General features: G+C 67.4%; 15 protein-coding genes. 6 read left to right on the top strand and 9 right to left on the bottom strand.

Going from position 1 to position 13,010, the window contains the following annotated elements:
• The first annotated feature begins 7 nt into the window (after positions 1–7).
• Positions 8–361, top strand: a complete 354-nt coding sequence (locus tag VGD93_RS13870) for a hypothetical protein (protein ID WP_395012751.1) — start codon at positions 8–10, stop codon at positions 359–361.
• Between the two features lie 48 nt (positions 362–409).
• On the opposite strand, the gene VGD93_RS13875 is transcribed toward VGD93_RS13870, so the two are convergent.
• From VGD93_RS13875 to petA, 5 genes are all read right to left on the bottom strand, one after another.
• The gene (locus VGD93_RS13875) at positions 410–943 is read right to left on the bottom strand and encodes an adenine phosphoribosyltransferase (RefSeq protein ID WP_395012752.1); all 534 of its coding nucleotides are present in this window, start codon (positions 941–943) and stop codon (positions 410–412) included.
• Positions 944–995: 52 nt separating this feature from the next.
• Positions 996–1,217, bottom strand: a complete 222-nt coding sequence (locus VGD93_RS13880; protein WP_395012753.1) for a hypothetical protein — start codon at positions 1,215–1,217, stop codon at positions 996–998.
• Positions 1,218–1,388: 171 nt separating this feature from the next.
• Positions 1,389–2,240 (bottom strand): cytochrome c1, encoded by an 852-nt coding sequence (locus VGD93_RS13885; RefSeq protein ID WP_395012754.1) that lies wholly within the window; start codon positions 2,238–2,240, stop codon positions 1,389–1,391.
• Positions 2,241–2,258: 18 nt separating this feature from the next.
• Positions 2,259–3,509, bottom strand: a complete 1,251-nt coding sequence (locus VGD93_RS13890; RefSeq protein ID WP_395012755.1) for a cytochrome b — start codon at positions 3,507–3,509, stop codon at positions 2,259–2,261.
• Between the two features lie 15 nt (positions 3,510–3,524).
• A complete protein-coding gene (gene petA / locus VGD93_RS13895; protein WP_395012837.1) occupies positions 3,525–4,049 on the bottom strand; it encodes a ubiquinol-cytochrome c reductase iron-sulfur subunit in 525 nt (174 codons plus the stop codon).
• Positions 4,050–4,247: 198 nt separating this feature from the next.
• Between petA and VGD93_RS13900 the strand changes: the two genes are divergently transcribed.
• Both VGD93_RS13900 and hemF read left to right on the top strand, forming a co-directional pair.
• Positions 4,248–4,748: a tRNA (cytidine(34)-2'-O)-methyltransferase gene (locus VGD93_RS13900; protein ID WP_395012756.1), complete on the top strand. Its 501-nt coding sequence runs from the start codon at positions 4,248–4,250 to the stop codon at positions 4,746–4,748.
• A complete protein-coding gene (gene hemF, locus VGD93_RS13905; protein ID WP_395012757.1) occupies positions 4,745–5,632 on the top strand; it encodes an oxygen-dependent coproporphyrinogen oxidase in 888 nt (295 codons plus the stop codon). The genes VGD93_RS13900 and hemF overlap by 4 nt, the downstream gene beginning before the upstream one ends.
• 6 nt (positions 5,633–5,638) lie before the next feature.
• Here hemF and VGD93_RS13910 read toward each other — a convergent pair whose 3' ends face one another.
• On the bottom strand, positions 5,639–7,999 hold the full coding sequence (locus tag VGD93_RS13910) for an efflux RND transporter permease subunit (RefSeq protein WP_395012758.1): 2,361 nt from the start codon (positions 7,997–7,999) through the stop codon (positions 5,639–5,641).
• Positions 8,000–8,188: 189 nt separating this feature from the next.
• Between VGD93_RS13910 and VGD93_RS13915 the strand changes: the two genes are divergently transcribed.
• Positions 8,189–8,386: a DUF1059 domain-containing protein gene (locus VGD93_RS13915; RefSeq protein ID WP_395012759.1), complete on the top strand. Its 198-nt coding sequence runs from the start codon at positions 8,189–8,191 to the stop codon at positions 8,384–8,386.
• On the opposite strand, the gene VGD93_RS13920 is transcribed toward VGD93_RS13915, so the two are convergent.
• Genes VGD93_RS13920 through VGD93_RS13930 form a run of 3 tightly spaced genes read right to left on the bottom strand, consistent with a single transcriptional unit; the run spans position 8,371 to position 10,630 of the window.
• Complete coding sequence (locus VGD93_RS13920; protein ID WP_395012760.1) at positions 8,371–9,588, bottom strand: CCA tRNA nucleotidyltransferase; 1,218 nt, start codon at positions 9,586–9,588, stop codon at positions 8,371–8,373. The two genes, VGD93_RS13915 and VGD93_RS13920, sit on opposite strands and share 16 nt — an antisense overlap.
• Entirely contained in the window at positions 9,585–10,214 is a 630-nt protein-coding gene (locus VGD93_RS13925; RefSeq protein WP_395012761.1) for a CoA pyrophosphatase, read from the bottom strand. Before VGD93_RS13925 ends, VGD93_RS13920 begins: the two co-directional genes overlap by 4 nt.
• A gap of 11 nt (positions 10,215–10,225) precedes the next feature.
• A complete protein-coding gene (locus VGD93_RS13930; protein WP_395012762.1) occupies positions 10,226–10,630 on the bottom strand; it encodes a GNAT family N-acetyltransferase in 405 nt (134 codons plus the stop codon).
• Between the two features lie 391 nt (positions 10,631–11,021).
• On the opposite strand from VGD93_RS13930, the gene VGD93_RS13935 reads away from it, so the two are divergent.
• Positions 11,022–11,978: a glutathione S-transferase family protein gene (locus VGD93_RS13935; protein WP_395012763.1), complete on the top strand. Its 957-nt coding sequence runs from the start codon at positions 11,022–11,024 to the stop codon at positions 11,976–11,978.
• A gap of 109 nt (positions 11,979–12,087) precedes the next feature.
• On the top strand, positions 12,088–12,981 hold the full coding sequence (locus VGD93_RS13940; RefSeq protein ID WP_395012764.1) for a metallophosphoesterase family protein: 894 nt from the start codon (positions 12,088–12,090) through the stop codon (positions 12,979–12,981).
• Positions 12,982–13,010 lie beyond the last annotated feature (29 nt).

Consider the following 13,010-nt stretch of genomic DNA (forward strand, 5'->3'; position numbering starts at 1 on the left):
TCCGCCGATGCGCTCGCTTCCAATTGCCGCCCTGCTGCTGCTTGCCGCCACCGGCGGCGGCCTTGCCCAGGTCAGCCCGGCCGAGGGCAACTGGGCCTGCATCGCCAATATCGACGGCGCCAGGGCCGGCATGCTGACCATCTTTTCGGGGAGCTACGGCTACGCCTCGGCAACGTTCGGCTCGACCGCCTCCGGCACGGGCAACGTCCAGCTGGCGACCGACGGCGCCACCTTCCTCGACGGCAATCTGCTGACCAATGCCGGCATCACCGTGGCGCTGCTCAGCTTCGACGACCAGGGGCGCGACGTGCTCACGCTCCACACGCCCGAAAAGCCGGTCCTCACCTGCCGGCCGCGCTGACCGCGCCGCCGCGCGCCGGGCTGGAGCGCCGGTGCGGGCAGTCGGGCCTCAATGCCCTTCGAAATCGATGAGCTTGAACACCTCGACGCCGGCGTGGCGCAGTTTTTCCGCGCCGCCCAGATCGAACAGGTCGATGACGACGCCGGCGTGCTCGACCTCCGCGCCCGTGCGGCGCAGCAGGCTGACGGCGGCCAACGCGGTGCCGCCGGTGGCGATTAGATCGTCGATCAGCAGCACCTTGTCGCCCGGCCCCAGCACGTCGGCGTGGATTTCGATAGTGTCGGCCCCGTATTCGAGGGCGTAGTTCTGCCCGATGGTCTCGCCCGGCAGCTTGCCGCTCTTGCGGATCGGCACGAACCCCACGCCCATGGCGATGGCGACGCCCGCTCCGAAGATGAAACCGCGGGCCTCGATGCCGGCGACATGGGTGATGCCGAGCCCGCCATGCGCCTTGGCGAGGCGTTCCACGCTCTCGCGGAAACCGGCCGGATCCTCGATCAGCGTGGTGATGTCCCGGAACAGGATGCCCTTGCGGGGATAGTCGGGGATCGAGCGGACAAGGGCTTTGAGATCGAGCGGCATGAGTGATGCCCGGCTGTTGCTGGGGGAGAAAGGCGGGGGGACGGAAATGGCGTCAGGCGCTGCCGTCGCTCTCCTCGTCGTGCCTGCGGGGCACGAGGCGCCGCGCCGCCACGCCGGCCTTGTAGGCCGTCGACAGCACCGCCTCGGTCGCCGTTTCCCGCATCCTGGGCGTGATCAGCAGTGGCGCCGCCCGGATGCCGGCGCGCACGGCGGGGTGGCGGGCGATCGTCGCGGCAACGCCGACGGCGGTGACGGCGATACGAAGCACTGACATCCCTGCCCTCCATTCTCTTGCCGATATTGGCGGCTTTGCCGCCAAAGGCAAGCGCCGCGCCGCCGCCCGGAAACGGAAAGTGATGGGCAGCGATGGCGAGAAGACCCTATGGTCCCCCGACGCGCCTCAGGTGTCCGCCGGGACGGCACAGGCGCCGTCCCGGGAAGGGTCCTAGTGCTCGACCTTGCTCCACAGGCGCCGCTTCACCGCCCACATCAGTCCCGCGAACAGGAACAGGAAGACGATGACCTTGAAGCCGGTCTCCTTGCGGTCGACCAGGTGCGGCTCGGCGACCCACATCAGGAAGGCGGAGACGTCACGGGCATACTGCTCGACGGTCATCGGCGGCGTCACCCCGTTGGCGTCGGCCTCGTAGGTGATCGACTCGTCCGCCAGCGGCGGCGCCATGCCGATGGCGTTACCCGGGAAGTAGTGGTTGTAGTACTTGTCGGCCGGGAAGTCGGCAACGCCTTCGGGCGCCGCCTCCTCGTAGCCCGTGAGCAGGGCGTAGATGTAGTCCGGGCCACCTTCCGAGTAGGCCGTGAAATAGTTGAGGATCCACCACGGGAAGGGCTGCGTGGTGCCGCGCGCCTTGGCGATCACCGAGAAATCCGGGGGCAGCGCACCGCCATTGGCGTCGCGGGCCTCCTGCTCGCTGGCGAACGGCGACGGCCAGCGGTCGGCCGCGACGCCCGGTCGCGTGCCGCCCTCGACCTCGGCGTCGGCGATCTCATACTCGGCCGCCAGCGCCTTGACCTGCTCTTCCGAATAGCCCGGCCCGCCGGGCTCGGACAGGTTGCGGAAGGCCATGAGCCGCGCCGAATGGCAGCTCGCGCAGATTTCGCGGAATACCTGGAAGCCGCGCTGCAACTGGTTCTGGTCGTAGGTGCCGAAGATACCCGCAAACGTCCAGGGCTGCTTCTCGATCGTCGGCGCGTGGGTGGCGTCCTGCGCGAGCGCGGGGGAGGCCACCAGTGCAATGGCCATCAGGGCGGCAGCAAGAATGCTCTTGTTCTTGATCATCTCAGCGGTCCCGATGGCTCAATGCGATTTGGAGAGTACGGCTTCCGAAATGGATGCCGGCAGTGGCCGGGGGCTTTCGATGCGCCCGAGCAGCGGCAGGACCACGAGGAAGTAGATGAAGTAGTAGGCGGTGGCGATCTTGGCCAGCAGCACGTAGATGCCTTCGGCCGGAGCCGCGCCGAGATAGGCGAGGAACACGAAGTTGGCGACGAACAGCCAGTAGAACCACTTGAACATCGGCCGGAAATTGCCCGAACGCACCTTCGAGCTGTCGAGCCACGGCACGAAGAACAGGATCAGGATCGACCCGGCGAAGGCGATGACGCCGCCCAGCTTGCTGTCGATGAACAGCACGTTGAAATCGATGGCCCGGAGGATCGCGTAGAACGGCAGGAAGTACCATTCGGGAACGATATGGGCCGGGGTCACCTGGCTGTTGGCCTGGATGTAGTTGTCGGGGTGCCCGAGAATGTCAGGGGCAAAGAACACGAACCAGGCGAACGGGATCAGGAACACCACGATCGCGAAGGCGTCCTTCATCGTGTAGTACGGATGGAACGGCACCGTATCGCGGCTGGCCTTCACCTCCACACCGATCGGGTTGTTGTTGCCCGGCACGTGCAGCGCCCAGATGTGCAGCGCCACGACCGCCGCGATCACGAAGGGCAGCAGGTAGTGCAGCGAGAAGAAGCGGTTGAGCGTGGCGTTGTCCACGGTGAAGCCGCCGCGCAGCAGCAGCAGGATGGGGTCGCCCACCACCGGCACCGCGCCCAGGATGTTGGTGATCACCTGCGCCGCCCAGAAGCTCATCTGGCCCCACGGCAGCACGTAGCCCATAAAGGCGGTGGCCATCATCAGGGCGAAGATCAGCACGCCCAGGATCCACAGCACCTCGCGCGGCGCCTTGTAGGAGCCGTAATAGAGGCCGCGGAAGATGTGCATGTACACCGCAGCGAAGAACATCGACGCGCCGACCGCGTGCACCGCCTGGATGATGCGGCCGCCGTTGACGTCGCGGCGGATGTGCTCGACCGAGTCGAACGCCAGCGCCACGTTGGGCGCATAGTGCATGGCCAGCACGATGCCGGTGACGATCTGTACGGCCAGCATGAGCGCGAGGATGGCGCCGCCCGTCCACCAGTAGTTGAGGTTCTTCGGGGTCGGGTAGTCCATCAGGTGTTCCTTGGACCACCGGATGATCGGCAGGCGATCGTCGAGCCATTTCTCGAGCGCCGAACCGGGGGTGTAGCTGGAAGCGTGACTGGCCATGTAGAAGGTTCCCCCTTAACCGATCTGCACGAGCGAATCGGAAATGAACTCATAGGGCGGCAGCACCAGGTTCTTGGGCGCCGGGCCTTTGCGGATGCGTCCCGCCGTGTCGTAGTGCGAGCCGTGGCACGGGCAGAACCAGCCGTCGAAATCCCCTGCCTCGCCGACCGGGACGCACCCCAGATGCGTGCAGTTGGCGATCATGATCAGCCACTGCTCATGGCCGGGCTTGGTACGCTGCTCGTCGGTCTCGGGATCCTTGAGGTCGCTCAGCGGCACCGCCTTGGCCTCCTCGATCTCGGCCGCCGTGCGGTGGCGCACGAAGACCGGCATGCCGCGCCACTTGATGGTGACCGACTGGCCTTCCTCGATCGAGGACAGGTCGAACTCGATGGAGGCGAGGGCGAGCACCGAGGCGTCCGGGTTCATCTGGTCGATCAGCGGCCAGACGGCCCCGGCGACGCCGACCGCGGCGACCGCCCCCGTCGCGACGTAAAGGAAATCCCGTCTCGTGGACTGGGGGGCGGCCGGATGTGACAGATTGGATTGCGTCGCCAAGGTTAAGCTTCCGTGTCTCGAGCCCTGATCCGCGCCCCATCGCCGGAACTGCCTCGCCAAAGGCACCCGGCACCGTCTTCAACGGCGCGTGATTTTGCGGTTCTTTTTGCACTCTCCTCCGCGCTTGTCCAGCCTACCAAAAGGTGACTCCGGAAAGTTGCGACACTATACCCACAACCAATGCCCCCAATTCGCCGCGCGGAGCCGCAAATCCCTGTAGAACTCGCCCTCTACCAGCCCGAGATCGCGCCCAACGCGGGCGCCATGCTGCGGCTGGGCGCCTGTCTGGGGGTGCCCGTCCATATCATCCACCCCACCGGATTCGCCTTCTCCCGGCGCGCGCTGCGGCGCGGCGGGCTCGATTATGTCGAGCACGCCGACATCATCGAGCACGACAGCTACGCGCACTTCGCCGACTGGCTGCGCGCCGGCAGCAGGCGGCTCGTGCTGCTCAGCACCAAGGCCGGCACGTCGGCCTATGTCTGCCGCTACGCGCCCGGCGACGTGCTGCTGGTAGGGCGCGAAAGCGCCGGCGTCCCCGCCGCCATTGCCGCCGCCGCCGATCTCGCGGTGCGCATCCCCATGCGGCAAGATCGCCGCTCGCTGAACGTCGCCACGGCGGCCAGCCTCGTGCTAGGGGAAGCGCTGAGACAGACCGGAGGCTTCCTGACGCTGAAATGACCCTGCCCGCCGATATCGCCCACAAGCAAGACAAGGCCAGCGCCTGGTTCCGTCAGCTGCGCGACGGCATCTGCGCCGAGTTCGAGACCCTGGAGCGCCAGGTGAAGGGCCCCCTGGCCGACCGGGCGCCGGGCAAATTCGTGCGCGAGCCGTGGCGGCGTGCCGACCACGGCGGCGGCGAAGGCGGCGGCGGCGAGATGTCGATGCTGCACGGCCGGGTTTTCGAGAAGGTGGGCGTCCATATCTCCACAGTGCACGGCCAGCTCTCCCCCGAGTTCGCGCGGCAGATCCCGGGGACGGAGGAGCATGCCGGCTTCTGGGCCTCGGGCATCTCGCTCATCGCCCACCCGTGGAACCCCAACGTGCCGGCCGTGCACATGAATACCCGCATGGTGGTGACGTCGAAGTGGTGGTTCGGCGGCGGCGCCGACCTGACCCCGGTGCTCGACCGGCGGCGCACCCAGGACGACCCCGATTCGGTGGATTTCCACGCCGCCATGCGCGCCGCCTGCGCGGCGCATGGGCAGGTCGACTACCAGCGCTACAAGACCTGGTGCGACGAATATTTCTACCTCGCCCACCGCAAGGAGCCGCGCGGCATCGGCGGCATTTTCTACGACCATCACAATTCGGGCGACTGGGAGGCGGATTTCGCCTTCACGCAGGACGTCGGCCGCGCCTTCCGCGACATCTACCCGACGCTGGTACGGCGCAATTTCGAGACGCCGTGGACCGAGGCCGACCGCAACGAACAACTCATCCGCCGCGGCCGCTATGTCGAGTTCAACCTGCTCTACGACCGCGGCACCACCTTCGGGCTCAAGACCGGCGGCAATGTCGACTCGATCCTGTCCTCGATGCCGCCGGAGGTCCGCTGGCCGTAGCTGGCACTACTCGGCGGCCGGCCGCGAGGGAGAAGCGCCCTGCGGTTCGGCGGCGTGGGTGAGATTGGGCGCCCTGGCACCGACCAGCGGATGAAAGAACCGCCCCCCGGCGACCAGCAGCGCGGGCAGGATGAAGACGTCGCCGATCAGCGCCAGGCCGAGCGTGATCACGAACAGCGTGCCGAACAGGGCGACCTGTGGCAGGTCCGAGGTCATCACGATGCCGGTGCCCGTGCACAGGATGATCGTGGTCGCGACGATGGCGCCGCCGATGCGGCTCATGGTGTGGCGGATGGCGTCGAGATGCGGCCGCCCTTCGGCACGCCGCGAATGCAGGTAGTGCGACAGGAAGTGCGTCGTGTCGTCGACCGCGATGCCGAAGGCGATGGTGAGCGAGATCACCGTGGTCAATTGCAGCCCCTGCCCGGTGAAATACAGGTACGCTTCCGTCCCCAGCACGGGGAACAGATTGGGGATGGCCGTCGCCAGCGCCACGCGGATGGAGGAAAAGGCGAAGCCGATCAGGAACAAATTGACCAGCACCGAGACCGTGAGATCGAGCTGCAGGCTGCGCACGATGTCGTCGGTGGCAAAGGTGGTGAGGATGCGGAAGCCGCCGATCTCGGCGTTGGTGATCCCCGCCGCATTGAGATCCGCCTGCGTTTCGGTGACGAAGGCCTTGAGGCTGTCCGAGTCGATCACCGTCGGCATGAAGCCGGTGACCAGCGCCTGGCTGGCGTCGTCCGTGATGAAGCGGCGCCTCAGGAAGGAGCCGACCGCCTCGAAGATCTGCTCGCGGCTGAAGCCGGAGTCGGCATAGTGGGTGAAGCTCGCCGCCGAGATCACCTTGTTCTCGCCCAGGTGCTTCTCGAGGATCTCGTGCACGGTCTTGATGGTGGCGAAATCGGCGTCGGTGACGTCGGCGACCTTGTCCTTGAGCGGCACGCGGATGTAGAGCGGCGCCACGCCGCCCACGCCCTGGTCGATCTGCTCCGCGGCCGTCAGCGCCGTCGAATCCTTGGCCACCATCTCCTCGAAGGAAAAGTGCGGCTGGATCAGCGCATAGGGGATGAACAGCAGGATGGTGATCGCGATGGCGCCGCCCGCCAGCAGACGGCTGAAGCGGGTCGCGAGGAACCACGACAGCTTCATCGGCGAGGTGAGGACGATGCCCGACGGCTTGGGCAGCCTGAAGCCGAAACGCACGGCCGCCTTGAGCAGCAGCGGCAGGAACGTCATCAGGCAGGTGAAATTGAGCAGCGAGGCCAGCGTGCCGGCCATCGAGAATTCCTGGATGCCCTGGCCGGGGGTCATGCTCAGCGAGGCGAACGAAACCAGCGTCGTCAGCATGGTCAGCGCGGAGGCGGGACCGACCACCTTCACGGTTTCGTCCACCGCCCGGTAGGGGTCCATGCCGTCCCGCCAGTAGGCGAGCCAGTTGAACACGAAGAACAGGCTCTCGGCAAACGCGATCACCAGCACCAGGGTGGTGACGATGATGGTGAGGAAGCTGAACGAGCCGAAGAACAGCAGCACGCCGCCCATCGTCCACATCACGGCAACGAACGGCGTCGCCGCCACGATCAGCGCCCCCCAGAACGAGCGCAGGCTGAACAGGGCGATCAGGGCGCCCAGGGCGAAGCCGTAGACCGTGAATTTCACCTGGTCGCCGACGGCGGCGTTGAGCATCTCCGACGTCCAGATCGGCGGCCCGGTAAGTTCGACGTGCAGGTCCGCGCTCTCGTAGGAGGCGGCGAGTTCCCTGAGTTGGGCGATCATGGTCTTGACCCCGGCGCCACGGGTCAGCTCGGGATTGGGGAACATGATCATCACGATCCCGGACAGGTCGGGATTGATGAGGTTCCGCATCATGGGGTCGTTCTGCTGCAGGTCGGACAGCGCGGCGGCTACCTGCGCAGGCTCGGTCATGCCCTCGGGCACGGCGGGCACCGTGCCGCCGTCGCCGGAGGGCTTGCGCAGCGAGAATGGCGACAGCGTGCCGGCGGCGAAGTCGCTGAGCTCGAGGTCGAATGCCAGTTCGCGCATGCGCTCCAGCACCTGCGGATCGGTCAGCCGCGGCGAGGTGACCAGCAGGTAGATGTCGTTCTCGAAGGTGCCGAAGGTATCGGCCAGACGCTTGTAGGCTTCGTACTCGTGGCCGGAATCGGCATAGACGCGCAGCAGGTCGCCGTCGACATTGGCGCGCGGCACCTGCGACGCGGCCAGGACGCTGAGCGCGATGACCAGGATCGCGACGGCCTTGGGAAATCTGAGGGTGAGGTAACCGAGACGTTCGAGGCCGAAACCGATGGACCGCTTGTGGGTAAGCCATTCCCAGAATCGCTTACCTGCTGACGCACCTCTCATGCGGCACTTCCCTCATTGCGCGCCCGTTGCCATGGCGGCCGGGCCCTCACCACAGCGCCCGGCGTCCCACCCCGTTGCGCCCTCCTATGAACCGGAACAGGGCTTTTGCCAAGTCATTCCCCATCCGGTTGCCCTTGCCTGGCCCCAATGTCATGGTCCGATAAGGACCCGCTGCGGAAGGAGGAAACCATGAAGCAGTTCGAGTGTGGATCTCTCGTTCCCGGCTGCACCTGGCACACCGAGGCAGAGGAGGAGGCCGAGGTCGTGCGCCGCGCCACCGAACATCTGCGCGAGGCTCATGGCGAAACCGTGATCCGCCCCTCGATCGTCGAACAGATCAAGGCCCGCATGCACGACGCGCCGCGTCGCGGTCAGGCCCCCTCCTGACCGGCCGCCGGGCGCTGCGCCTGGGCCAGCAGACCGGCGCGGTCGAGGCTGAAGCGGCTCCCGATCCACAGCTGCTCGAGGCGTTCGAGTTCCGCGCCCAGGGCCGGGCCCGGCTGCATGCCGAGACGCAACAGGTCGCCCCCGGTGACCGGGAATCGCGGCACGTCGAGCTGGTGCAACTGCTCGGTGACGGCGGCCCTGCCGGCGTCGGACCAATCCGCCAGCACCGTCGCCACCTCGACGCCGTCGGCCAGCGCCGCGGGATGGCGGTAGGCGGCCTCGCACAGCTGGTAGTCGCGCAACAGCTCGGCCACGGTCAACACCGCGCGGGCGGTGGCAACGTCATCGTTGGACAGGCGCCACATGGCCTGCACCTGCCGGTCGCCGGCCTCGGCGATGATGAGGGCCAGCCGCGCGGCCAAGTCCGGCCGGCGGGCCCGGCGCTCGTAGGCGTGCAGCAGCCGCAGGCTGGCCGGACCCAGGCCGAGGATGCCCGCCTCAACCATCGCCTTGAGCGTTGCGGCGATGCGCGGCAGCGCCAGCATCTTCTTGATTTCCGCGCCGATGCGCTCGGCCGAAACGGTCCCGAGCGTCCCGGCCGCGGCGCGGCAGGCCGCGAGCCCCGCGGGGTCGAGTACCTGGCCCCCATGGCTCGCCGAGAAGCGGAAGAACCGGTACACGCGCAGCCGGTCTTCGACGATGCGCTGGCCGGGGTCGCCAATGAACCGCACGCGACCGGCGAGGCAGTCGTCGAGCCCGCCGAGGGGATCGAACAGCTCGCCATCGATTGTGGCGTAAAGCGCGTTGAGCGTGAAGTCGCGGCGTCCGGCGTCGCGAGCCCAGTCGGTGCCGAACCGGACGACGGCACGCCGGCCGTCGGTCTCGACGTCCTCGCGCAACGTCGTCACTTCCGCCACGAGGTCGCCCAGCCGCAACGTCACCGTGCCGTGGTCGATGCCGGTGGGGTAAAGGGTAACGCCCCCCTGCCCGGCCCTGCGGCCGATTTCTTCCGGCAGCAGTTCGGTGGCGAAATCGATGTCGGTGCGCTCGCGCGGCCGGCCCAGCAGCGTATCGCGCACGATCCCGCCCACCGCCCTCGTGCGCCCCTCCCGGCCGCCGAGCAGCGCCCAGAGCGCCTGCGTGTCCTCGCGCCGCAGCCAGTCGGCGGTGCTGAGGCGCGCCACGTAATCCGCCGGCTTCACCAGACCGACTCCCCGATCAGCGCCATGTCGTGGAACCGGCGCGTCAGGTTGGCGGTGATGCCCCAGATGGTGAGCTCGCCGTGTTCGATCTTCCAGCTCGAATGCTGCCGCTCGCCGCGCATGACGCTGAACGTACCATAGCTTTCGTCGCGCATCAGCCGCTCCAGCGGCACCTCGAACACGGACCGCACCTCCTGCGGGTTGGGAATGAACGGCCGGCTCGGGGCGATCACCGCCACCACCGGCGTGATGAGGTAGTTGGTGCCGGTATAGTAGCGCGGCATGTAGCCCAGGACGCGCGCGTCGTGCCGGTCCAGCGCCACCTCCTCGCCGGCCTCGCGCAGTGCCGCGTCGGCGGCGCCGGCGTCACCGGGATCGATGCGCCCGCCCGGAAAGGACACCTGCCCCGAATGCGCCCGCAGCGCCGGCGACCGTTCGGTATAGAGAACGCTGAACCCCGCGGGCCGCTGCACCAGCGCGATGAGCACCGCAGCCGGTACCGGCGGCCCGCCCACCGGCTCCGACGGCAGCCAGTCGGGGACCAGCTCGCTCTCTGTCGGGGCCGGCTGGGGTTCCGGCAGCAGCCGTCCGGCTATGCGTTCGATCAGTGCGTCGTCGGTGGCCAAACGACCTCTCTCTAGACCCGCTTGCGCGCTCCGAACGCGGCGATGGGTCCGGAGAGCCGCAGCGCCAGCGTCGGATCCGCAGAGTGCAGGAGCACCCGGTTCGGATCAACTGGGCCGGGAAACTGGACGGCGCCGGGGGTGGTCGCGGCGAAGCCGAGCGGCCCATAATAGGGCGCATCGCCGACCAGCATCACGAAGCTGCCCTCGCCGCGCGCCAGGGCCCGCCGCGTCACCTCCCTGACGAGAAGCTTGCCGGCACCGCGGCCGCGATAGGCCGGATCGGTCGCCAGCGGGCCAAGCAGGTAGCCGTCGATGCCGCCGACGCTGATCGGGGTCATCCACACCGACGCCACCCGCTGCCCGTCGATCTCGGCGATGAGGCTCAGGCTCTTGTCGATGGGAAAGCGCTCGCGCACGCGGAACGCCGTGCGCGCAAAGCGCCCGGGCCCGAAGGCAAGCGCTTGCAGCTCTTCGACAAAGGCATCATCGGCGGCGGTCGCCGGGCGGACCGAAGGCTGGCCGGGTTGCGGAGGCGCAGCCGGTTCGGCCGGGTGAACAGACGAGGCTATCATGTGACGGGTCCCAGAAGCGTACCAAGGACTAACGCACCAACCGCCAAAGGGTTGGGCCACGACCGGCTAGGGTCGTCGGGTCACGTGATATACCTTCTCCATCCTGGACGCCTCCTGACGCCTGTGTGCGCCATTAGCACCGTGCGAAAGGCGCGTCCATTGCGATTCGTGCACATGCCGAGTTTTTCGCGTAAGGAGCGTGCATTCCCCCGGCACGCATGGAAGGATCCGCATCTTGGGACGATTGATCGACGGGCGCTGGTCTACTGACTGGTATGACACGCGCAGTACGGGCGGACGCTTCGTGCGCTCCGACGCGAGCTTCCGCAACTGGGTGACGCCCGATGGCAGCCCCGGCCCCACCGGCGAGGGCGGCTTTCCGGCCGAGGCCGGACGCTATCACCTCATCGTCTCCTATGCCTGCCCCTGGGCCCACCGAACCCTGCTCTTCCGCCTCCTCAAGGGCCTTGAGCAGTTGATTTCGGTCGCCGTCGTTGCCCCGCAGATGCCCGCCGAAACCGGCTGGACCTTCACGCTCGAGGGCGCCGAGCCCGACCCAGCGGAAGCCGCTGAACATCTGTGGCAGATCTATACCGAGGTCGTACCGGACTATACCGGCCGCGTCACCGTGCCGGTGCTGTGGGATCGCAAGCTGCGAACCATCGTGTCGAACGAGAGCGCCGACATCATCCGCATGCTCAATTCCGCCTTCGACGACCTGACCGGCAATGGCGAAGACTTCTATCCCGAGGCCTTGCGGGAGCGTATCGACGCCGTCAACAAGCGCGTCTACCGCAGCATCAACAACGGCGTCTACCGCGCCGGCTTCGCGACCACGCAGGAAGCCTACGACGAGGCGGTGGTGGACCTGTTCGAGGCCCTCGACTGGGTCGAAGGGCTGTTGGGCGAATCGGCATATCTCTGTGGCGAGGCGGCGACGGAGGCCGACTGGCGCCTGTTCACCACGCTGGCCCGGTTCGACGCCGTGTACTATTCCCACTTCAAGTGTAACCTGAAGCAGATCGCCGACTACCCAAATATCTCACACTATCTCAAGGGGCTGTATCACGTGCCCGGCGTCGCGGAGACGTTCCACCTCGATCACGTCAAGACGCACTACTACTGGAGCCACGACCAGATCAATCCGACCCGCATCGTGCCGCGGGGGCCCATTCCCGCCTTCATGCGTTGACGCTGTCGCACAATCTTGCACGCTCGCCGTATGGCGCCGGTAACCACGCGCCCGATGGTACCGGTTTTTTCCATTTCCCTGCCGCGCTCGCCGTGGCAAGAGGCTCGCGATGATCACCCTTGCCCATATGTCCGATGTGCACCTGGCGCCCCTGCCGCCGGTCCGGGCCAGGGACCTGCTCAACAAGCGGCTCATCGGCTTCATCAACTGGAAGCTGAAGCGCCAGCACACGCTCGGCGGCGAGGGGCTGGCGTCGCTGGTGCAGCACATGCACGAGCAGGCCCCCGACTTCGTCGCCATCACGGGCGACCTCGTCAACCTCGCCCTCGATGCCGAGATCAGCGCGGCCCATGACTGGCTGCAAACGGTGGGCGGACCGGAGCGGGTCTGCATCTGCCCGGGCAATCACGACGCCTACGTGCCGGGCCAGCTGGAGAAGGCGCTGGCACACTGGCATACCTACGCGCTCGGCGAGACTCTGGATACGTGCCGGTTTCCCTTCGTTCGGCGCATCGGCGAAGTGGCCGTCGTCTCGTGCAACAGTGCCGTTCCCACGCCGCCCTTCCTCGCCGCCGGACGCTTCGACGAGCAGCAGCAGGCACGGCTTACGCGCGTGCTGCACATGCTCGGCGAGGCCGGCTATTTCCGGGTGGTCATGATCCACCACCCGCCCAACCAGGAGGCCTCGCACCCGCGCTACGGGCTGTGGGGGGCGCGCAATTTCCGCAGGGCGGTGGCGGCGGCCGGGGCCGAACTGATCCTCCACGGGCACACGCACAAATCCACGATCTACGCCATCCCCGGCAAGGGCGGCGACGTCCCGGTCATCGGCGTCGCGGCGGCTGGCACGGCGCAATCCGATACCGGCGGGCACGATCCCGCCCGCTACAATCTGTTCCGGATCGAGCGGCTGGGCAGTCGCTGGGAATGCACCCTGCGCGAGTACGGATTCCAGCGACTCAGCCCGGACATCGTGCTGCGGCTGAGCGTGCGCATTTACTAGGCGCCGCCGGTCGCCTATCTACAGCGTCG

It is taken from the genome of Devosia sp., assembly GCF_036406155.1.
GTDB lineage: Bacteria > Pseudomonadota > Alphaproteobacteria > Rhizobiales > Devosiaceae > Devosia_A.

Excerpts from the sequence above, each read along its gene's own strand:
- VGD93_RS13875 (WP_395012752.1), bottom strand. The coding sequence starts at position 943 with ATGCCGCTCGATCTCAAAGCCCTTGTCCGCTCGATCCCCGACTATCCC.
- VGD93_RS13885 (WP_395012754.1), bottom strand. The coding sequence starts at position 2,240 with ATGATCAAGAACAAGAGCATTCTTGCTGCCGCCCTGATGGCCATTGCA.
- VGD93_RS13940 (WP_395012764.1), top strand. The coding sequence starts at position 12,088 with ATGATCACCCTTGCCCATATGTCCGATGTGCACCTGGCGCCCCTGCCG.
- VGD93_RS13900 (WP_395012756.1), top strand. The coding sequence starts at position 4,248 with ATGCCCCCAATTCGCCGCGCGGAGCCGCAAATCCCTGTAGAACTCGCC.
- VGD93_RS13915 (WP_395012759.1), top strand. The coding sequence starts at position 8,189 with ATGAAGCAGTTCGAGTGTGGATCTCTCGTTCCCGGCTGCACCTGGCAC.
- VGD93_RS13910 (WP_395012758.1), bottom strand. The coding sequence starts at position 7,999 with ATGAGAGGTGCGTCAGCAGGTAAGCGATTCTGGGAATGGCTTACCCAC.
- VGD93_RS13880 (WP_395012753.1), bottom strand. The coding sequence starts at position 1,217 with ATGTCAGTGCTTCGTATCGCCGTCACCGCCGTCGGCGTTGCCGCGACG.
- hemF (WP_395012757.1), top strand. The coding sequence starts at position 4,745 with ATGACCCTGCCCGCCGATATCGCCCACAAGCAAGACAAGGCCAGCGCC.
- VGD93_RS13870 (WP_395012751.1), top strand. The coding sequence starts at position 8 with ATGCGCTCGCTTCCAATTGCCGCCCTGCTGCTGCTTGCCGCCACCGGC.
- VGD93_RS13890 (WP_395012755.1), bottom strand. The coding sequence starts at position 3,509 with ATGGCCAGTCACGCTTCCAGCTACACCCCCGGTTCGGCGCTCGAGAAA.